Origin of the sequence: Actinophytocola sp. (assembly GCF_049647105.1) — a bacterium.
Lineage (GTDB): Bacteria > Actinomycetota > Actinomycetes > Mycobacteriales > Pseudonocardiaceae > Actinophytocola.
In genome coordinates, this window is the sequence record NZ_JBARWZ010000096.1 from 18,641 (window position 1) to 36,431 (window position 17,791).

22 protein-coding genes and 1 pseudogene are annotated in these 17,791 nt (G+C 69.7%); 20 read left to right on the forward strand and 3 right to left on the reverse strand.

The genetic code is table 11. From position 1 onward, the window contains the following. Positions 1-2 precede the first annotated feature (2 nt). On the forward strand, positions 3-587 hold the full coding sequence (locus WBA97_RS11625) for a pentapeptide repeat-containing protein (RefSeq protein ID WP_424230763.1): 585 nt from the start codon (positions 3-5) through the stop codon (positions 585-587). A gap of 45 nt (positions 588-632) precedes the next feature. Further along, positions 633-1,589: a LysR family transcriptional regulator gene (locus WBA97_RS11630; protein WP_424230764.1), complete on the forward strand. Its 957-nt coding sequence runs from the start codon at positions 633-635 to the stop codon at positions 1,587-1,589. Positions 1,590-1,635: 46 nt separating this feature from the next. Here the strand turns inward: WBA97_RS11630 and WBA97_RS11635 are convergent, their stop codons facing one another. Beyond that, positions 1,636-3,960, reverse strand: coding sequence for a glycohydrolase toxin TNT-related protein (locus WBA97_RS11635; protein ID WP_424230765.1), 2,325 nt, complete (start codon positions 3,958-3,960; stop codon positions 1,636-1,638). A 98-nt stretch (positions 3,961-4,058) separates the two neighbouring features. On the opposite strand from WBA97_RS11635, the gene WBA97_RS11640 reads away from it, so the two are divergent. The 6 genes from WBA97_RS11640 to WBA97_RS11665 all read left to right on the forward strand — a co-directional run bounded on the left by WBA97_RS11640 (position 4,059) and on the right by WBA97_RS11665 (position 8,430). Continuing rightward, complete coding sequence (locus tag WBA97_RS11640) at positions 4,059-5,039, forward strand: DMT family transporter (protein WP_424230766.1); 981 nt, start codon at positions 4,059-4,061, stop codon at positions 5,037-5,039. Positions 5,040-5,063: 24 nt separating this feature from the next. After that, a complete protein-coding gene (locus WBA97_RS11645; RefSeq protein WP_424230767.1) occupies positions 5,064-5,909 on the forward strand; it encodes a bifunctional methylenetetrahydrofolate dehydrogenase/methenyltetrahydrofolate cyclohydrolase in 846 nt (281 codons plus the stop codon). Beyond that, complete coding sequence (locus WBA97_RS11650) at positions 5,906-6,202, forward strand: DUF3017 domain-containing protein (protein ID WP_424230768.1); 297 nt, start codon at positions 5,906-5,908, stop codon at positions 6,200-6,202. The genes WBA97_RS11645 and WBA97_RS11650 overlap by 4 nt, the downstream gene beginning before the upstream one ends. Positions 6,203-6,213: 11 nt before the next feature. Then, positions 6,214-6,801: a hypothetical protein gene (locus tag WBA97_RS11655; RefSeq protein WP_424230769.1), complete on the forward strand. Its 588-nt coding sequence runs from the start codon at positions 6,214-6,216 to the stop codon at positions 6,799-6,801. 88 nt (positions 6,802-6,889) lie between these two features. Continuing rightward, on the forward strand, positions 6,890-7,876 hold the full coding sequence (locus WBA97_RS11660) for a malate dehydrogenase (RefSeq protein WP_424230770.1): 987 nt from the start codon (positions 6,890-6,892) through the stop codon (positions 7,874-7,876). Positions 7,877-8,028: 152 nt separating this feature from the next. Further along, positions 8,029-8,430 carry an SsgA family sporulation/cell division regulator gene (locus WBA97_RS11665; protein ID WP_424230771.1) on the forward strand — a complete coding sequence of 134 codons (402 nt, stop codon included), beginning with the start codon at positions 8,029-8,031 and terminating at the stop codon, positions 8,428-8,430. A 64-nt stretch (positions 8,431-8,494) separates the two neighbouring features. Here WBA97_RS11665 and WBA97_RS11670 read toward each other — a convergent pair whose 3' ends face one another. Beyond that, on the reverse strand, positions 8,495-8,683 hold the full coding sequence (locus WBA97_RS11670) for a DUF1918 domain-containing protein (RefSeq protein ID WP_424230772.1): 189 nt from the start codon (positions 8,681-8,683) through the stop codon (positions 8,495-8,497). Positions 8,684-8,731: 48 nt separating this feature from the next. On the opposite strand from WBA97_RS11670, the gene WBA97_RS11675 reads away from it, so the two are divergent. The 4 genes from WBA97_RS11675 to WBA97_RS11690 all read left to right on the forward strand — a co-directional run bounded on the left by WBA97_RS11675 (position 8,732) and on the right by WBA97_RS11690 (position 11,459). Next, complete coding sequence (locus WBA97_RS11675; RefSeq protein WP_424230773.1) at positions 8,732-9,388, forward strand: spermidine synthase; 657 nt, start codon at positions 8,732-8,734, stop codon at positions 9,386-9,388. A 44-nt stretch (positions 9,389-9,432) separates the two neighbouring features. Further along, complete coding sequence (locus WBA97_RS11680) at positions 9,433-9,645, forward strand: hypothetical protein (protein WP_424230774.1); 213 nt, start codon at positions 9,433-9,435, stop codon at positions 9,643-9,645. Between the two features lie 212 nt (positions 9,646-9,857). After that, positions 9,858-10,715, forward strand: a complete 858-nt coding sequence (locus WBA97_RS11685; RefSeq protein ID WP_424230775.1) for an SAM-dependent methyltransferase — start codon at positions 9,858-9,860, stop codon at positions 10,713-10,715. A gap of 39 nt (positions 10,716-10,754) precedes the next feature. Beyond that, entirely contained in the window at positions 10,755-11,459 is a 705-nt protein-coding gene (locus WBA97_RS11690) for a DUF6882 domain-containing protein (RefSeq protein WP_424230776.1), read from the forward strand. A gap of 38 nt (positions 11,460-11,497) precedes the next feature. Here WBA97_RS11690 and WBA97_RS11695 read toward each other — a convergent pair whose 3' ends face one another. Beyond that, a complete protein-coding gene (locus WBA97_RS11695) occupies positions 11,498-12,073 on the reverse strand; it encodes an HhH-GPD-type base excision DNA repair protein (protein WP_424230777.1) in 576 nt (191 codons plus the stop codon). Between the two features lie 130 nt (positions 12,074-12,203). Here WBA97_RS11695 and WBA97_RS11700 point away from each other — a divergent pair, with 130 nt between their 5' ends. The 8 genes and pseudogenes from WBA97_RS11700 to trpS all read left to right on the forward strand — a co-directional run bounded on the left by WBA97_RS11700 (position 12,204) and on the right by trpS (position 17,766). Beyond that, the gene (locus WBA97_RS11700) at positions 12,204-12,725 is read left to right on the forward strand and encodes a hypothetical protein (protein WP_424230778.1); all 522 of its coding nucleotides are present in this window, start codon (positions 12,204-12,206) and stop codon (positions 12,723-12,725) included. A 10-nt stretch (positions 12,726-12,735) separates the two neighbouring features. Beyond that, on the forward strand, positions 12,736-13,296 hold the full coding sequence (locus WBA97_RS11705; RefSeq protein ID WP_424230779.1) for a GNAT family N-acetyltransferase: 561 nt from the start codon (positions 12,736-12,738) through the stop codon (positions 13,294-13,296). A gap of 119 nt (positions 13,297-13,415) precedes the next feature. Beyond that, positions 13,416-13,565 (forward strand): annotated as a pseudogene (locus WBA97_RS11710) (hypothetical protein); the annotation flags it as partial. A 140-nt stretch (positions 13,566-13,705) separates the two neighbouring features. After that, on the forward strand, positions 13,706-14,929 hold the full coding sequence (locus WBA97_RS11715) for an NADP-dependent isocitrate dehydrogenase (protein WP_424230780.1): 1,224 nt from the start codon (positions 13,706-13,708) through the stop codon (positions 14,927-14,929). 175 nt (positions 14,930-15,104) lie between these two features. After that, complete coding sequence (locus WBA97_RS11720) at positions 15,105-15,452, forward strand: hypothetical protein (protein ID WP_424230781.1); 348 nt, start codon at positions 15,105-15,107, stop codon at positions 15,450-15,452. A gap of 124 nt (positions 15,453-15,576) precedes the next feature. Continuing rightward, the gene (locus WBA97_RS11725; protein WP_424230782.1) at positions 15,577-16,230 is read left to right on the forward strand and encodes an HD domain-containing protein; all 654 of its coding nucleotides are present in this window, start codon (positions 15,577-15,579) and stop codon (positions 16,228-16,230) included. Between the two features lie 136 nt (positions 16,231-16,366). Beyond that, positions 16,367-16,651 (forward strand): hypothetical protein, encoded by a 285-nt coding sequence (locus tag WBA97_RS11730; RefSeq protein ID WP_424230783.1) that lies wholly within the window; start codon positions 16,367-16,369, stop codon positions 16,649-16,651. 95 nt (positions 16,652-16,746) lie between these two features. Beyond that, a complete protein-coding gene (gene trpS / locus WBA97_RS11735) occupies positions 16,747-17,766 on the forward strand; it encodes a tryptophan--tRNA ligase (protein ID WP_424230784.1) in 1,020 nt (339 codons plus the stop codon). Positions 17,767-17,791: the final 25 nt, after the last annotated feature.

Here is a 17,791-nt window from a genome sequence, read left to right on the forward strand (position 1 = left end):
GTATGACCGACGAGGACTTCCGCGACGCCGACCTGTCCCACCAGAACTGGGAGGGCAGGCAGTTCTCGCACACCGAGTTCGTCGACGCCGACCTGCGCGGGCTGGTCACCAAGGGCTGCACGTTCGACCACTGCGACTTCACCCGCGCCGACCTTGGCGAGTCGAAGCACACGGCGTCCGCGTTCCGGTCGTGCAAGTTCGAGCGCACCAACCTGATGCACAGCGAGTTCGGCGGCTGCACGTTCCTCGGCGCGAACTTCTTCGAGTGCCGCTTCCGCCCGTGGAAGCTCTCCGACACCGACCTGACGCTCGTGAGTCTCGCCGGTGCGAACCTGCGCAAGACCACGTTGTCGGGCCTGCGTTTCCGGGAGGCGAACCTGTCCGCCGCCGACCTCCGCGACTGCGACCTGACCGGCACCGACCTGCGCGGGGCTCGCCTGCTGGAGACCCAGCTCGCGGGCGCCGACCTGCGTGGCGCCCAGCTGGACGCGAACGGCCTGCGGCAGGCGGCGCTTTCCGGCGCCCGCGTCGACGTCGACACGGCCATCGCGTTCGCCGCCGCCTACGGACTCCAAGTGGGTGAATGACCGGCCCAGCCGTCACGTGGCGGGCCAGCGACCCTCTATCAGTAGGTGGACCTCGAGGTGCGCCACTTCCGGCTGGTGCAGGCGATCGCGCAGGCAGGCAGCATCACCAAGGCGGCGACGGCCCTGGGTGTCTCGCAGCCCGCGCTGACCGCGCAACTGCAACGCATCGAACGCCGCGTCGGCGGCCCGCTGTTCCGCCGCGACCGCCATGGCAGCCATGCGACGGCCCTGGGTGAGGTCGTACTGGCCCACGCGAAGTCCGTTCTTGCGACCGTGCATGAGCTGGACCGCAGCGTCCGCGTGCAGCGCGCGGGCACGCTGACGGTGACGCGGGTGGCGGCGACCCCGGGCACGATCACGTCGGAGATGACCACGCTGGTCCCGGCCGTCGTCCCGGGGACCACAGTGGACCTGACGGTCACCGGCGACCGCGACCACCAGCTCGAGCTGCTGGCGGACGGGCGCCTCGAGCTGGTCGTGTGCCAGGAGGCGCCGGGGCACGAGGTCCAGCTGCCCGCGACCCTGGTGAAGGCGGAGGTGGCGACCGAGCCGCTGTTCGTCGGCGTGGCGGAGGACTCGGGCCTCGCGGCGTGCGAGGAGATCCCGCTGCCTGAGGTGGCGGCGCGGCGCTGGTACACGGCGGCGATCACCGACGACTGGTTCGCGGGCTACGTCCGGGACGTGTGCCTGCGCCACGGCGTGCCGATGCCGGAACTGCAGAGCCTCGACCTGGAGATCGCGGCCGAGCTGGCGGCGACCGGCGCGGGCGTGATGCTGCTGCAGGCGGCGAGCCGGGCCCGGCCGGGCGTGGCGACGCGCCCACTCGCGGGGGCGCCGCTGCGGACCCGGCACCTGATCGTGTGGTCCGAGGAAGGCCCGCTGACGTCGGCGGACATGCGTGACCTGATGGCCCGCGCGACCGAGTGCTACTGGCACAAGGCCCCGGCTCGGCAAGAGGTGTACGCGCGATGGCTGACCAGGCACAGCCACCTGGAGACGTGAAACAGGGTGGCAGGTCGCCTGACCTGCCACCCCGTTTCGCTGATCACTAGGACCGAGGCGGTTCCCCGCTGTCGACCTCCACGATCTGGCCGTGCGCGATCAGGTCGCCGACGGTGTCCGGCAGCAGGTACGCCGTCCCGCCGCCGGGCTGGTCGAACCACGGGATCGCGGAGCCGGTCAGCACCTGCACGGGCTGGCGCACGCGGTACACGTGGTACGGCCGGTCGATCCACTCCGGCACCAGCGACCGCTCCGTGAACGGTGTGCCTGCCACGTACACGAGGTTGCCGTCGTCCTCGCCGAACCGGTCGAACTCCATGCCCGGCTCCAGTTCGACCATCCGCTTGCCACGGAACAGCGTCAGCGGCGGCTCACCCGGCAGCGGCGTGATCGGCCACTCCGCTCCTGGCCCTGCCGCGGCGGCACCGTTGGTGGGCCGCGGCGCGAGGACCGTCGCCTGCTGCTCGCCACGCGGGGGTGACGGCGGCTCCTTCGAGTGCGCGGGCTCGCCACGCGGTGGCGTGCCGGGCGGCGGGGTGAACCCGGGCGTGCCGGGCGGCGGACCGACCGGACCAGCCGGACCCGGCGGCGGCGTGAAGCCCGGCGTACCGGGCGGCGGGCCGACGATCCTGGTCCCGAACTCCTCGCGGCCCCCGGACCCACCGAAGTCGTTCCGGCCGGGCGACCCGAACTCGCCTGGTGAGCCGAAGTCCCTGCCGGGGCCGCCGTCTCTTCCGGTTCCGGATGATGCGAAGTCACCCGGCGAGCCGAAGTCCCTGCCGGGACCGCCGTCCCTTCCGGACCCGGACGATGTGAAGTCGCCTGGTGAGCCGAAGTCCCTGCCGGGACCGCCGTCTCTTCCGGTTCCGGACGACGCGAAGTCACCCGGCGAGCCGAAGTCCCTGCCGGGACCGGCAGCGGCGAAGTCGTCCCGGCCCGATCCGGATGAGCCGAAGTCCCGACCGGCACCGAAGTCGCGCCCCGGCTCTCTCGCCGCACCTGCTCCGGCGAAGTCCTCGACCGGCGCGGACATCGGTTCGAACTCCTCGATCGGGGCCGACATCGGCTCGAAGCCGTGGCTGTCCGCGGGAGGCACGGGCAGCGGCACCGGCGGCGGCAGCTCCGGGTTCTTCGGCCCGGCGGCCCACCTGTCGGTGTCCAGCAGCAGCTTGCCCAGCAGGAACGCCGACGCGTCCGCGACGTCCTCGAACACCGCGGGCGCGACCCAGTCCTGGTCGTGCCAGCCGACGCGCCAGCCATCGTCCGTCTGCTCCATCGTCCAGCCGCGGCCGGTCGGCGGGCCGACCCGGTATGCCGTCTCCGGCACGTCCAGGTCGTCGAGCCGCGCACGCAGATGGTCGACCTCGGCCGAGGCGGGCCCCTGCGACGGCAGCGCGGCGCGCGGCGGCGTCATCGGGGACATCTTCGGCGCGGGGACGGGTGCGGGCACCGGCATGGCACGGGTCGGTGCCGCGGCCGGTGCGGGTGGCGGCGGTCCCGGGCGCGGCCCGGGGCCTGGCGGCGGCGGGCCGAGGAACTGCTGTGCCGCCACGCGGGTCTGCTCGTCGACCGTCGGCAGCTGGAAGCGCATCCGGCGGATGTGCTCCACCAGGTCCGGCTCCGGTGCGATGTCGTGCTCGCGCAGGAAGTAGTTCACCGCGGCCGGCCAGATCCACGTGCCGTCCGTGTGGAACGCGACCGGCACGGACTGCTGGCCGTTCGGGTCGAGCCGGTCAACGTCGTAGCCGCGGGCAGGACCCACCAGCGGGCCGTTGTCCAGGTAATCCAGGATGTCCTGGATGTCCATCTCGTCGACCTGCGGGCGGTTGACCGACGGGCGGCCGTCCTCGCCGGGACCGTCGAAGATCCGGGCGACCCGGAACCTCGGCGGTCCGGGGGCCCGGTCCGGCATGGGGGCGCCCGGTGGCGGTCCAGGTGGCGCCGAGGCGAGCCTGCGCCGCAGCCAGTCCGGCACGTTGTCGTCCGTGCGCGGGAACAGCCGCATGTCGTCGGGGTACGCCTGAGGCGGCGGCGGGAGGTCCCAGCCCGGCTCCTCGCGGTCGTACTCCAGGTTGTAGCTCGACGGGTGGTCGAGCTTGTAGCGCGCGTTGAACCAGGTCCCGCGCCCCTCCCGGTACATCCCTGCCCGGAGGCGTGCGAACAGTCCCTGCAGGTCGGCCGGCATCGTCCACGGCTCTGTGCCGCCGTCGGAGTAGGTGACCTGGCCGGTCGACTCGGCGTAGCGGCCGACCGCGCGATAGTCGACGGTGAGCTGCTCCCAGTCATCGGGGGCGACGCGCAGCATCGCCAGCCCGATCTGTTTGACCAGGGCGTCCTGCTCAGTCGGGGTTAGCTGGGTCGGTTGTGCCACGGTGACATCTTCCCTTGTCCTTCGGTCGGCGTCACAGCCCGCTTATCTACCTGGCCCTCGTGGCACTCGCAAGGCCGCGTGAACGAGGATGACGACACGTGACGACGCCCGCTCTTTCCTCAGCACACCACCCGACCGCCCGGCTTCGTGCGGCGGGGGGCGCACTGGCCGCTCTCGGCGGGGTGGGGCTGGCAGTGCAGGGCCGGATCAACGGCCAGCTCGGCCAGCAGCTGCACGACGGGGTTCTCGCTGCTCTGATCTCCTTCTCCGTCGGGTCTGTCCTGCTGCTCGCCGCGTTGCCGATCTTGCCAGCTGCTCGTGCCGGTGTTGGTCGTTTGCGGCAAGCCCTGCGGACGATGGCACTACGCCCGTGGCAGCTGTTGGGCGGCACCTGTGGCGCGTTCCTCGTGTCCACCCAGGGCTTCACGGTCTCGATCCTCGGTGTCGCGGTCTTCACGGTCGCTGTCGTCGCAGGTCAGATCGTCTCCAGCCTGCCGGTCGACCGTGCCGGGCTCGGACCGGGCGGCCCGCAGCCCATCACGTTCCCCAGGGCTGCCGGCGCGTCACTCGCTGTGATCGCAGTGATCGTTTCGGTCTCCGACCAGCGCGTTGTCACCGATCCGGGTGGACTTTGGTGGGCGTTGTTACCGGCAGTAGCCGGGGTGGGCCTCGCATGGCAGACGGCGGTGAACGGGCGGGTCCGCGCGGCGGCGGACAACGCCGTCGTTCCCACGATCGTGAACTTCCTCGTAGGCACCTCCGCACTGCTGTTGGCGGCCGTGATCGACGTTGTCGTGAACGGCCTGCCTGAGTCATTACCCACCCAGTGGTGGCTCTACACCGGCGGCATGTTGGGCATCGTCGCGATCATGACCGCGGTTACGGCCGTCAGGTGGACCGGCGTGTTGCTGCTCGGCATGTCGTCGGTCGCGGGGCAGCTGTCCGGCGCGGTGCTGCTGGACCTGTTCGTCCCGGCGCGGGGCGCTGGGCTGTCGCCGACGAGTCTCGTCGGCATCGCGCTCACGATGGTCGCGGTCGGCATCGCCGCCATCCGCGTCCGGCCGCGCTCCGCCCGGTGAGCGGCCGGTGAGAAGATGGGCCACGTGACCGCGACGATCCTGGACGGCAAGGCCACCCGAAACGCGATCTTCGAGGACCTGAGCGTGCGTGTGCGGGCGCTCGCGGCCCGGGGTGTGGTGCCCGGCCTCGGCACCGTGCTGGTCGGTGACGACCCCGGCTCCCACTCCTATGTCCGAGGCAAGCACAACGCGTGCGCCAAGGTCGGCATCACCTCGATCCGCCGAGACCTGCCTGCCGACACCACCCAGGCGCGGCTCGGTGAGGTCATCGACGAGCTGAACGCGGACCCGGCCTGCACCGGCTACCTGATCCAGCTGCCGTTACCCGCCCACCTCGACGCGGGCGCCGCGCTGGAGCGCGTCGACCCGGCGAAGGACTCCGACGGCCTGCACCCCATGAACCTCGGCAAGCTGGTTCTGGGGGAGACGGGCCCGCTGCCGTGCACGCCGCTGGGCATCATCGAGCTGCTGAAGCGCTACGACGTACCGCTCGCCGGTGCGAACGTCACGATCGTCGGCAGGGGTGTCACGGTGGGCCGCCCGCTCGGTCTCCTGCTGACCCGCCGCTCGGAGAACGCGACGGTCACCCTGTGCCACACCGGCACCAAGGACCTGGCCGCCGAGGTCCGCCGCGCCGACATCGTCGTCGCGGCGGCGGGCAACCCCGCCCTGATCACGCCGGACATGGTCAAGCCGGGTGCCGCGGTCCTGGACGTCGGCATCACCCGCACCGACGATGGCCTCGTCGGCGACGTGCACCCCGGCGTGCGCGAGGTGGCCGGCTGGCTGGCCCCGATGCCGGGCGGCGTCGGCCCGATGACCATCGCGATGCTGCTGACCAACACCGTGCTGGCGGCGGAGCGGTCATGAGTACCCCGCACCGCCGCAGGCATCCGGTGGTGGCACACCTGCCGTTCGGCATGGTGCTGGCGGTGGTGGCGTTCGGCCTGTTCCGGATCGTGCTCTACCACTGGCGGCAGGGCACCGTGCTCATCGGCCTGGCCCTGTTCCTGGCGGCGGGCCTGCGCGCACTGCTGACCGACGAGCAGGCGGGACTGATCCGGATCCGAGGCCGAGGCGTGGACGTGCTCACCTACTCGGCCTTCGGCGCCTGCATGATCTTCGTCGCGATGACGATCGAAGGCGGCCCGCTGGGCAACTGAACGGGCGGGTCGTGCGTGTCCGTCACATGTACGAGGTGCTCGACGCCAGGGGCCTGCGGTGGACGATCGAGCGGCGCGGCACGCCGTGGCGCCGTGCCGTGCGCCCGGTGTCGCTGGTCGCCGGGCGGTATCCCAGGCACACGCTGGACTGGCCCGTCGAGGAGCCGCCCGACGAGCCCCGGGAGCGCACCCGGCTGAGCCGCGGCGAGAAGGCCATCGTGGTGGCGCTCGCGCCGTTGGCGATCTTCGACGCACTCAAGGCGGTCGTCGGCTACGTCATCGGAGGACTGCTCGCGCTCCCCGTGGTCGTGCTGGAGCTGGCGCTCCTCGCGGTCGCCGCGGCCGGTCTCGCGCCGCTGCGGGCGGTGGGCCTGGTCCGGTACCGCGTCGACGTGACCTGCCGCACCGGGCGCTACCTGCACGCGGAGACCGTGCTCCTCGTGCGCGGCCGCCGCCGTGCCCGGCAACTCGCGCACGAACTGGCGGCGGGCCGCCAGGGCGCCAGGAAGTCGTTCTGGCCGACCAGGCTGCCCGACGACGTGACCGTCCGCGCGCACCGCAGCATCTGGCAGTCGTCGGCGGAATGGGTCACAAAGTGATCTGGCACCCGCGTGACCCGCGTAAACCCGGCGCCTTGATAGCCTCGCCGCACCGGTTTTTCTCTTCTTATTCGGGAGGATCTTCCCCGTGGCAAGCAAGGCTGCCGTCAAGGTCACCGTCACCGGTGCCGCCGGCCAGATCGGTTACGCACTGCTGTTCCGCATCGCCTCCGGGCAGCTCCTCGGGCCGGACACGCCCGTCCGGCTGTCACTGCTGGAGATCCCCCCGGCGCTGAAGGCCGCCGAGGGCACCGCCATGGAACTCGACGACTGCGCGTTCCCGCTGCTCTCCGGCATCGACATCACCGACGATCCGAAGCGTGCCTTCGACGGCGTGAACGTCGCACTGCTCGTCGGCGCCCGGCCCCGCACCAAGGGTATGGAGCGTGGCGACCTGCTCGAGGCCAACGGCGGCATCTTCAAGCCGCAGGGCGAGGCCATCAACGCGGGTGCCGCCGATGACGTGCGGGTCTTGGTGGTCGGCAACCCGGCCAACACCAACGCGCTGATCGCGCAGTCGCACGCGCCCGACGTGCCCGCCGAGCGGTTCACCGCCATGACGCGCCTGGACCACAACCGCGCGCTGTCGCAGCTCGCGGCGAAGCTCGACGTCCCGGTCGGCGACATCGCGAAGCTGACGATCTGGGGCAACCACTCCGCGACCCAGTACCCGGACCTGTTCCACGCCGAGGTCGGTGGCCAGACCGCGGCGGCCGCCGTGAACGACGACGAGTGGCTGAAGAACACCTTCATCCCGACCGTCGCCAAGCGGGGCGCCGCGATCATCGAGGCCAGGGGCGCGTCCTCGGCCGCGTCGGCAGCCAACGCGGCGGTCGACCACGTCCACGACTGGGTGAACGGCACCGACTGGACCTCCATGGCGGTCGTCTCAGACGGCTCCTACGGCGTCCCAGAGGGCCTGATCTCGTCGTTCCCGGTCCGCTGCGCCGACGGCAGGTGGGAGATCATCCAGGGTCTGGAGATCGACGACTTCTCCCGCGAGCGCATCGACGCGTCGGTGCGTGAGCTGTCCGAGGAGCGCGACGCCGTTCGGGGACTCGGCCTCATCAGCTGAAGGTAAACCGCAGGTCGCGCGTTAGTGGTGTGGCCCGGTTCATACCTGATGGCGTGAACATCCGGCATCGTTCGTCAGACCTGGCGCTAGACCGCATCTCACCCTTGACCGACCCACGCAGACATGGGCGCCGTCGAGGAGGAGGGCCAGAGATGACCACCGAAGCTATTCACGCAGAGCTTGTCGCGTTGTACGACGGCAGCACGCCGGTCCGTTCGCGCTGGTCCTACCGCGGTGACCACCCGTACACGGTGGTCGCCGCGTTCCAGACCGATCGCGAGCACTGGGTCGAGTGGGTGTTCTCCCGCGAACTGCTCGTCGCGGGGCTGACCGAGTCCGCCGGTGTCGGCGACGTCCGGTTCAGCCCGATCGAGGAAGGCGGGATGCGCATACTGATCGTCGAGATCGAGTCGCCGGAGGGCTACGCCCTGCTGGAGCTGGACCACCAGTCGGTCGCCGACTTCCTCGGTGCCACCGAGAAGATGGTCCCGCTCGGCGGTGAGGACGAGCACTTCGACGTCGACGCGCTGATCGACGAGCTCACCAGGGTCTGACCGGTCGGCCGGTCGGCCACGGGCGGTGTGCCCAGGGGCTCTGGACAGCCCCGGGGCGCACCGCTCATGGCGCTTCTTTCTCCACGACGCAGTCGGGGCCGGGGAAGACGAGGCCCTCGTGGCCGTCCGGGTAGCGGACGAGGTATGGCGGCGCGCCCTCCTCCCCTCGTACCTCGAGGATTTCGGCGGTCTGGTCCGGGTTTCCTACTGTGCGACCGTGCACGTGCAGCCGGTCGCCGGTCGTGGCCTGCATGTCCCCAGGGTAAGTCCGGGCCGTCATGATCGCTTCTAGGCTGTTGGGGTGGTCTCCGAGGTTGTGGCGCGTGTCGACGGTGTGTGCGGCGAGTTGGTGCTGAGGCGCGCGGGCCCGCACCACGAAATCATCGCGAACGGCGTGTTCCTGATGGACACCCGCAACGGCGAGTCCGAGCGGCTGATGGTCGCCGCGGCGGCCGACCGTATGCCACCCGGCACGACGATGCTGATCGGTGGCCTCGGCGTCGGCTTCTCGCTCCGGGAGGCCCTCGACCATGCCGTGATCCGGTCGGCCGTCGTGGTGGAGCGGGAACCCGCGGTCATCGAGTGGAACCGGGACGTGCTCGGCAACGCCGACCTGCTCGCCGACCCGCGCGTGCGGCTGGTGCGTGACGACCTCCTCAGGTGGCTGCCGACCGCGGGCAGGTTCGGCGCACTGTGCCTCGACATCGACAACGGTCCGGAGTGGACGGTCGACGAGGCCAACGCGTCGCTCTACGGCCCGGCGGGCCTCGCGATGCTCGACGCCGCGCTCGCGCCCGGCGGCGTGCTGGCGGTGTGGAGCGCGGCCAGGGCACCGGCGTTCGCCGCCGCGCTGGCCCAACGGTTCGGGCCGGTGGAGACCCTGGCGGTCCCGGTGCCGCGCGGCGAGCCCGACCTCGTGTTCCTGGTGATCAGATCGAGATCGGGACGGGGTAACTGACCATCGGCGAACCGCGATCTCCGGAGTGAAGCCCTGGAGGTGCGATGCTCCGCCGCCGACCGCGCCGAACCGCGCCATCGTGGGTGCGCCACCCGGCGGCCGGAATGCTGTTGCTGGCGGCGCTGTACCTGACCGCGACGGTGGTCAACGTGCTGCTGGCCGTCACCATGAACACGTGGTGGCCCGCCCTGTTCGCGACGCTACTGGCACTGGTGAGCGTGCTCTGTGCGACCACGGCGTGGCGCCGCCTGCGGTAGTGCGGTGCCGATCAGGCTACATAGGCCGAACGGGTGACTTTCCGTGCTGCTCAGAGTAGAAGTTCGTGATCAGCGGCGGCGTGCTCACCTGCGCAGGTGCAGATGCACCCGACACCGATACGTCGTTTTGTGGATAGAGGTCGGCGTTTACCCATGTGGAAGGCATCGCTACGCTGGGCCGGTCCCACGAGTCTTCTGCCTGCGAGGTTGCGATGTCCGACACGGCGTCGAAATACGAAGCGCCGAGCATGGTTCCGGTCGGGGTGGATCCGACCAGGGCGAGCATCGCTCGCGTCTACGACGCGTTCCTGGGCGGCAAGGACAACTACGCGATCGACCGGGAGGTCTTCCACAAGGTGCGGAAGGTCGCGCCAGAGGCGCAGGACCTCGCGTGGTCGAACCGGAACTTCCTGACCAGGGCCGTGCGGTTCCTCACCGACCAGGGCGGCATCCGCCAGTTCCTCGACTGCGGCTCCGGCCTGCCCACCGCCGAGAACACGCACCAGATCGCGCAGCGCGTCGACCCTGAGGCGCGGGTCGTCTACGTCGACAACGACCCGGTGGTCATCGCCCACGGCGAGGCATTGCTGGAGGACAACGACTTCACGCACTTCGTGGCGGCGGACATCTTCGAGCCGCAGGATGTGTTGCAGCACCCGGTCGTGCGCAAATACCTCGACTTCACCAAGCCGATCGGCCTGCTGCACGTCGGCACACTGCACCACTACACAGCCGAGAACGGCGGCGACCTGATGAAGGAGTACATCGACGCGCTGCCGTCCGGCTCCTTCGTCGCGATGTCGCACTTCCTCGACCCGGAGACCCCGGGACACAGCGAACTCGCGCGACGCATGGAGGACGTGTTCATCCACAGCCCCATGGGTTCTGGCCGGTTCCGCAACAAGGAGAAGCTGCGGGAGTTCCTGCCCGGCCTGGAGATCATCCCACCGGGCCCCGGCAAGGACGCCGACTTCGAACTGTCTGACCTCTGGTGGCCGGACGGCCCGCGCCTGCGCCCGCTGAGCCAGGTCGAGGAATGCAGCGCGGCGGCTGTGGGCCGCAAGCCCTGACGTCCGGTTCGCCTCGGGCGAACCGGTACGGTCGCCGCCGTGCCGACATTTCTCGAACTCCAGGACGACGCCGCGCTGCTGTCGTTCGAACACCAGCTGCACCTCGCCGAGACCATCGGTGAGCACTCGTGGCAGGTCGACTTCGCCGTGCCGAGGTTCAGCTTCACCGGCGACCACCCCGTGACGGCCACCGCGGTGCACCTGCTGGGCAGCGCCGCCCCGGGCCCGCGCTCCTGGCTCTGGTCGTGGGCGAACCCGACGGGCTACCGGCAGGAGGTCGTCTGGCTGGCCGAGCAGCTGCGTGACTTCGGCAAGCAGCACGGCATCGCGGAGTTCTCCGAACCCGAGGTCCCGTTCGGCGACCTGCCCGGCTCGCCGACCGATCCCGTGCAGGTGACGTCGTTGATGACCGAGGCCGCGAAGGCCGTCATGACACGCTGGACCGGCTACCAGGGGCCGGTTGGTGGCGGCACGCGCGCCGGCATGCTGATCGAGCACCCGGACTTCGCACTGCCCGCCCCGGAAGGTCCTCGGGTGTCACGAGTGTTGCAGCAGGGCCTCGCGGAGCTGCGCTTCACCGACCAGCGCCGCGGCTTGCGCTCCTACGCGGTCAACCGGGGCCTGCGGCTGGCCGAGCACGAGACGCAGATGCTGATCGAGGGCCCGGCCTTCTTGCTGACCGTCGAGTTCACCGAGCATGACCTGGTGAAGGTCATGACCATGAACATGGGTGGTGCGCGGTAGGTTCCGAGGGCTCGGATCCAGTGTCCCGGTTCGGGACACTAGGCCGTCGCGGCTTTCGCGGCCGCCTTCATCTGCTTCTTGTAGGCACGCACTTCCAGCAGGCTCGCCTGATCGGTGATGTCCGCGACCGACAGGTGCGTGCCCTTCCTGCCGAACTCGCCTGCCGCCTTCTGCCAGCCGGTCGCCTTCAGGCCACGCTGCTTGCCCAGCAGGGCAAGGAAGATCTGCGCCTTGATGTCGCCGTAGCCGGGTAGCGCCTTGAGCCGCTTGAGCACCTCGGCACCGTTCGGGTTGCCCACCGTCCACAGTGCTTCCGCGCTGCCGTCGTACTCGTCGACCAGGCCCTGGCACAGCGTCTGGATGCGCTTGGCCATGGAGCCGGGGAAGCGGTGGATCGCGGGCGGTGTCGAGCACAGCGCCGCGAACTTCTCCTGGTCGTACTCGGCGATCGTGCGCGCGTCGAGCGAGCCGATGCGGTCGAGGATCTTCTTCGGGCCGAGGAACGCGACCTCGATCGTGATCTGCTGGTCCAGCAGCATCCCGATGACAAGGGCCAACGGGTCGCGTTCGAGCAGCTCGTTGGCCTCGGAGTCGGTGGTCAGCCAGATCGCCATGGCGCCATCATGGCACGCCCGCCTACCTCCGGGAGAGTAGCCACGGCCGGTTCGCTACCCCGGCGGGCGCACCGCGAGTGTCGCGCCGACGCTGACGACACGGCGGCGGCGGGAACCGACCATAGTGGGCATGACCATCACCGCGCGTGCCACGAGAAGACTGACCCCGACGAGGCACAAGTTGCTGCTGTTGCTGCACATCGTCGTCTCCGTCGGGTGGCTCGGCCTCAACGTCGGCAACCTGACGCTCGCGGTCACCGGTCTCACCACGGACGACCCTGGCACACAGCACGCCGCGCTCGGCGCCATGTACCTGGTCGGCGGGCCGCTGCTGATCCCCGTGAGCCTGCTGACGCTGGTGTCCGGGGTGTTGCTGGGGATGTACACGAAGTGGGGTCTGGTCAGGTACCGGTGGGTGCTGGTGAAGCTCGTGCTGACGGTGATCGCCGTCGTGCTGATCCCGTTGTCGCTACTGCCGGGTCTCGCCGAACTGTCGCGGCTGATCGCCGGCACCCCGGCCGGCCGGCTGGCCGACACCGGGCCGCTGGCGCTGGACATGCTGGCGGCCGGCGTCGTGTCGACGTCGATGTACGTGACGAGCGCGGTGTTGTCGGTGCTCAAGCCGTGGGGCCGCACACGCAGGCTCGCGTAACGTGGCTGGTGTGCTCAAACCCGATTATCCGATCAGGACAGCCCGGCTGATCCTCCGCCAGTTCGCCGATTCCGACCTGGACACCCTGCACGCCTACCACAGCCTCCCCGAGGTCGCCCGCTTCCTGTTGTGGGAGGCGAGGACGCGTGCGGAGTCCGCGAAGTCGCTGAAGTTCCGCATCGAACACCCGACGATCGAGAAGGAAGGCGACGGCGTCGTGTTCGCCGTCGAGCACCAGGAGACCGGCGAACTCGTCGGGGAGGTGAACCTGCGGTGGTTGTCGGTCGAGCAGGGCAGCGGCGAGCTGGGGTTCATCTTCGATCCGCGCCACCAGGGCCACGGGTACGCGAGAGAGGCCACAGTGGAGGTGCTGCGGATGGGGTTCGAACAGCTGGGACTGCACCGGATCATCGGCAGGGCAGACGGAAGGAACGCCGCGTCGGCGAAGCTGATGGAGCGACTCGGCATGCGCAAGGAGGCGCATTTCGTGCAGAACGAGATCGTGAAGGGCGAATGGGCCGACGAGGTCGTGTACGCCATGTTGGCGCGGGAGTGGAAAGCCCGGTCCTGAGGGCTGCCCCCTTATCGGCCACCGGCAGGGCACCTCCGGCGTCTCCAATGTCCACATTGGACAGAAGGTCCGCATCGACGGCCGGTGCCGGATCGGCAGCGTGACCAAAGGCGTTCACCGCGACCGCCGCGCGCCGGCTCGTCGCGCGCGGGAGGCTCGGCAGCCGTCGCACCGTCCAGTCCTGCGTGCCGGGCCTCCTGCCCGCCGAGTTCCCGCCCATCGCCGTCGGCCACCCGCTCACCTACACGTCCGGCCTGCCCGGCAAGTGAGCAGCCGGTGGTCACGCAGAAGATCATCGCGGCGGTCTCGGGCCTCGCGTGAGCGGTGCTAGCAGTACGCGTGTACCGTTTGCGGCGGCTGAAGGTACCGCACGCGCGCACCGAAGACGCGGAGAGGAGCATCCCGGCACATGGCCAAGATCAAGGTCCAGGGGACGGTCGTCGAGCTCGACGGCGACGAGATGACCCGCATCATCTGGCAGTTCATCAAGGAAAAGCTGATCCACCCGTACCTGGACGTCAACCTGGAGTACTACGACCTGGGCATCGAGCACCGGGACGCGACCGACGACCAGGTCACCGTCGACGCCGCGAACGCCATCAAGCAGCACGGCGTCGGGGTGAAGTGCGCCACGATCACCCCGGACGAGGCGCGGGTCGAGGAGTTCGGCCTGAAGAAGATGTGGGTCTCGCCCAACGGCACGATCCGCAACATCCTCGGCGGCGTGGTGTTCCGCGAGCCGATCATCATCTCCAACATCCCCCGGCTGGTCCCTGGCTGGACCAAGCCGATCATCATCGGCCGTCACGCCCACGGTGACCAGTACAAGGCCACCAACTTCAAGGTGCCCGGCGCTGGCGAGCTGACGATCACCTTCACGCCGGAGGACGGCTCCGAGCCGATCAGGCACGTCGTGGCGAACTACGGCCCCGACGGCGGCGTCGCGATGGGGATGTACAACTTCAACAAGTCCATCGAGGACTTCGCGCGGGCCTCGTTCTCCTACGGCCTGCAGCGTGAGTACCCGGTCTACATGTCGACCAAGAACACCATCCTCAAGGCCTACGACGGCGCCTTCAAGGACATCTTCCAGAAGATCTTCGACGAGGAGTTCAAGGCCGACTTCGACGCCAAGGGGCTCACCTACGAGCACCGCCTGATCGACGACATGGTCGCGGCGGCCATGAAGTGGGAGGGCGGCTACGTCTGGGCGTGCAAGAACTACGACGGTGACGTCCAGTCCGACACCGTCGCGCAGGGCTTCGGCTCGCTCGGCCTGATGACCTCCGTGCTGTCCACCCCGGACGGCCGCACGGTCGAGGCCGAGGCCGCGCACGGCACCGTGACCCGGCACTACCGCCAGCACCAGGCGGGCAAGCCGACCTCGACCAACCCGATCGCGTCCATCTACGCGTGGACAAGGGGCCTCGCCCACCGGGGCAAGCTGGACTCGACCCCCGAGGTCACCGGCTTCGCGGAAGCGCTGGAGCAGGTCGTGATCGAGACCGTCGAGAGCGGCAGGATGACCAAGGACCTGGCCCTGCTGATCAGCAAGGACCAGGAGTTCCAGACCACCGAGGAGTTCCTCGCGACCCTGGACGAGAACCTGCAGAAGAAGATGGCCTCGGCCTGATCGCACGTTCGAGGAAGCCACGCCCGCACGTCAGCGGGCGTGGCTTCCTTGGTTTCACGGAGCGTGCTGGGCACCCCCGGTCGCTGCGTCGAGCGAGTGGATCGTCGCGCTGTCCATTTGATTCTCGAAGCGCCTGCGTTATACAGGTTGTGCAGTCTCCGCACGTTGAGGAGCGATGCCGGTGAAGGTCAAGTGGAGTGGCAAGCGGACGCTGGTCACGCTCGTGCTGCTCGGCGGGATCGGGTTGCTGTACGTGCAGGGTTCCGATCAACGCCGTGAGCAGGGCCAGGAGGGCGGGGCGCCCGCGTCAAGCGACACGTCCGCCTGCCGGGTGGAATCGACCGAGGACGGGGTGCGGGTGCGGTCCGCGCCTGCCATCGACCCGGCCAACGTGGTCGACGAGCTGGCCTCGGGCGAGGAGGTGGACGCCTCGACCGAGGTCAAGAACGACTTCCGCAAGCTCAGTGAGGGCCGCTGGGTGTCGGTGGACTACACCCGTCCGCTGGAGGGCACCACCTGTTAGCCCACCCGGCACACGCCCGCCCGGGTTCCGGCCAGGCTGCGCAGCTGCCGAGCACGGTGACCTTCACGACGCGGCAGCCTAACCGGCTTGCCCAAGCTTCTGCGGGAATGACAGGGTCGCGGACGTGGACGAACCCTTGCTTGTCGAGCGTCGGCCGCTGCCCATCGACGGGCGGCTCGGGCAGCAGCTGGCCTTCCTGATCGAGGTGGACCGGCTCAAGACGGTGCTGCGGGCGTCGCCGCTCGCGGCCGCCGAGCGGCGGGAGAACGATGCCGAGCACTCCTGGCACCTCGCGCTGATGGTCCCGGTGCTCGCCGAGTACGCCGATGAGCCCATCGACGTCGGGCACACCATCCGGCTGGTCGTCGTGCACGACCTCGTCGAGATCTACGCGGGCGACACGCCGATCTACGACGACAAGCTGCGCATCGACCAGGCCGAGCGCGAGCTGGCCGCCGCCGACAGGCTCTTCGGGCTCCTGCCCGCCGACCAGGCGCGGGAGTTCCGCGCGCTGTGGGACGAGTTCGAGGAGCGCAGGACACCGGAGGCCCGGTTCGCCAAGGCCATCGACCGGCTCGAGCCGAACCTGCTCAACTGGATGGCGGGTGGCGGCACCTGGCTGACCCCGGGCGTCACTGCCGATGTCGTTCGATCAAGAACCGCGCACATCGGCGACGCGTCTACCGCATTGGGAGAGGCAATGACGGCGCTCATCGCGGGCGCGGAGCACAACGGGTGGGTTGCCGCTGGTCAGCAGGGTGTCACCGGACCCGCGTGATCGCCAGCGCAACCAGGGGACTACTGTCCCGCGACGTACCGATTGGGCTAACTACACGCCACCGTGTGTAGGGTTCCCAATCTGCGGTCCCCCAAACGGGGGCGGCCCAATGGTGACGAGCGCAGGAGGCTCTCCAGTGCGCAACCGAGTTGTCTTGGCGGTCGCCAGGCTGGTTCGGCTGAGTGCGGTCCTGGCCATGGTGCCGGTGGCCCTGGTAACCAGTGCGGTGACGGCGAGCGCAAGCGCGGCAGACGGCGTCGCCGCCTCCACGATGCAGTTCCCCATCGGCCCGGTCGGCATCGCGGCCGTCGTGGTCGGTCTGGGTGGGCTCGTGACGGGTCTGGTGCGCCACCACCGCCGCGTCGCCGCGGCGCAGCCCGCGCCCGCTCCTGGCGTCGAGCAGGGGCCCGCGAGCGGCTAGGCCGCTGCCTGACGGTGTCTTTCGGTCATCGGCGGTCCTCGCGTGGATCGAGGGGGTCCGAGGTCACGGCCATCCGGCTCTGGGAGAATTGATCTGTGCCGGAAACGCAAGAGCGTCGCCCCCGAGTCCTGTCCGGGATCCAGCCGACAGCCGACTCGTTCCACCTCGGTAACTACCTCGGCGCGGTCCGCCAGTGGGTGGCGCTGCAGGAGACACACGAGACGTTCTACTGCGTGGTCGACCTGCACGCGATCACCGTCGAGCACGACCCCAAGCTGCTCCGCAAGCGGACCCGCGTGTCCGCAGCGCAGCTGCTGGCGCTCGGCATCGACCCCGAGCGGGCCACCCTCTTCGCGCAGAGCCACGTGCCGGAGCACGCGCAGCTCGGCTGGGTGATGCAGTGCCTCACCGGCTTCGGCGAGGCCAGCCGCATGACGCAGTTCAAGGACAAGTCCGCGAAGCAGGCACAGGACCGGATCACGCTCGGCCTGTTCGGCTACCCGTCGCTCCAGGCCGCGGACATCCTTTGCTACCAGGCGAACCACGTGCCCGTCGGGGAGGACCAGCGTCAGCACCTCGAGCTGACGCGTGACCTCGCGCAGCGCTTCAACTCCCGGTTCGGCCGCACGTTCGTCCTGCCGGAGCCCTACATCCTCAAGGACGCGGCCAAGATCTACGACCTGCAGGATCCCGGCTCGAAGATGAGCAAGTCCTCGTCCTCGCCAGCGGGCATCGTCGACCTGCTCGACGACCCGAAGGTGTCGGCCAAGAAGATCCGGTCCGCGGTCACCGACGCCGAGCGGGAGATCGTCTACGACCCGGAACGCAAGCCGGGGGTGTCCAACCTGCTGGTGATCCTGTCGGCGTTCACCGGCCGCACGGCGGCCGAGCTGCAGGCGGACTACGACGGCAAGGGCTACGGCGATCTCAAGAAGGACGTCGCAGAGGCGCTCGTGGAGTTCGTGACGCCGGTGCAGGCCCGCGTGAAGTCCTATCTCGATGACACGACCGAGCTGGACAAGATCCTCGCGCGGGGTGCAGAGCAGGCGCGCGAGGTGGCGTCGCGGACGCTGGCGCGCACGTACGACAAGCTGGGCTTCCTGCCGCCCGCGTAACGGTATTCGCTCTGCGAACGCGGTC

Excerpts from the sequence above, each read along its gene's own strand:
- WBA97_RS11625 (WP_424230763.1), top strand. The coding sequence starts at position 3 with ATGACCGACGAGGACTTCCGCGACGCCGACCTGTCCCACCAGAACTGG.
- WBA97_RS11650 (WP_424230768.1), top strand. The coding sequence starts at position 5,906 with ATGAGTACCCCGCACCGCCGCAGGCATCCGGTGGTGGCACACCTGCCG.
- WBA97_RS11665 (WP_424230771.1), top strand. The coding sequence starts at position 8,029 with ATGACCACCGAAGCTATTCACGCAGAGCTTGTCGCGTTGTACGACGGC.
- WBA97_RS11670 (WP_424230772.1), bottom strand. The coding sequence starts at position 8,683 with ATGCAGGCCACGACCGGCGACCGGCTGCACGTGCACGGTCGCACAGTA.
- WBA97_RS11680 (WP_424230774.1), top strand. The coding sequence starts at position 9,433 with ATGCTCCGCCGCCGACCGCGCCGAACCGCGCCATCGTGGGTGCGCCAC.
- WBA97_RS11685 (WP_424230775.1), top strand. The coding sequence starts at position 9,858 with ATGTCCGACACGGCGTCGAAATACGAAGCGCCGAGCATGGTTCCGGTC.
- WBA97_RS11695 (WP_424230777.1), bottom strand. The coding sequence starts at position 12,073 with ATGGCGATCTGGCTGACCACCGACTCCGAGGCCAACGAGCTGCTCGAA.
- WBA97_RS11700 (WP_424230778.1), top strand. The coding sequence starts at position 12,204 with ATGACCATCACCGCGCGTGCCACGAGAAGACTGACCCCGACGAGGCAC.
- WBA97_RS11715 (WP_424230780.1), top strand. The coding sequence starts at position 13,706 with ATGGCCAAGATCAAGGTCCAGGGGACGGTCGTCGAGCTCGACGGCGAC.
- WBA97_RS11720 (WP_424230781.1), top strand. The coding sequence starts at position 15,105 with ATGCCGGTGAAGGTCAAGTGGAGTGGCAAGCGGACGCTGGTCACGCTC.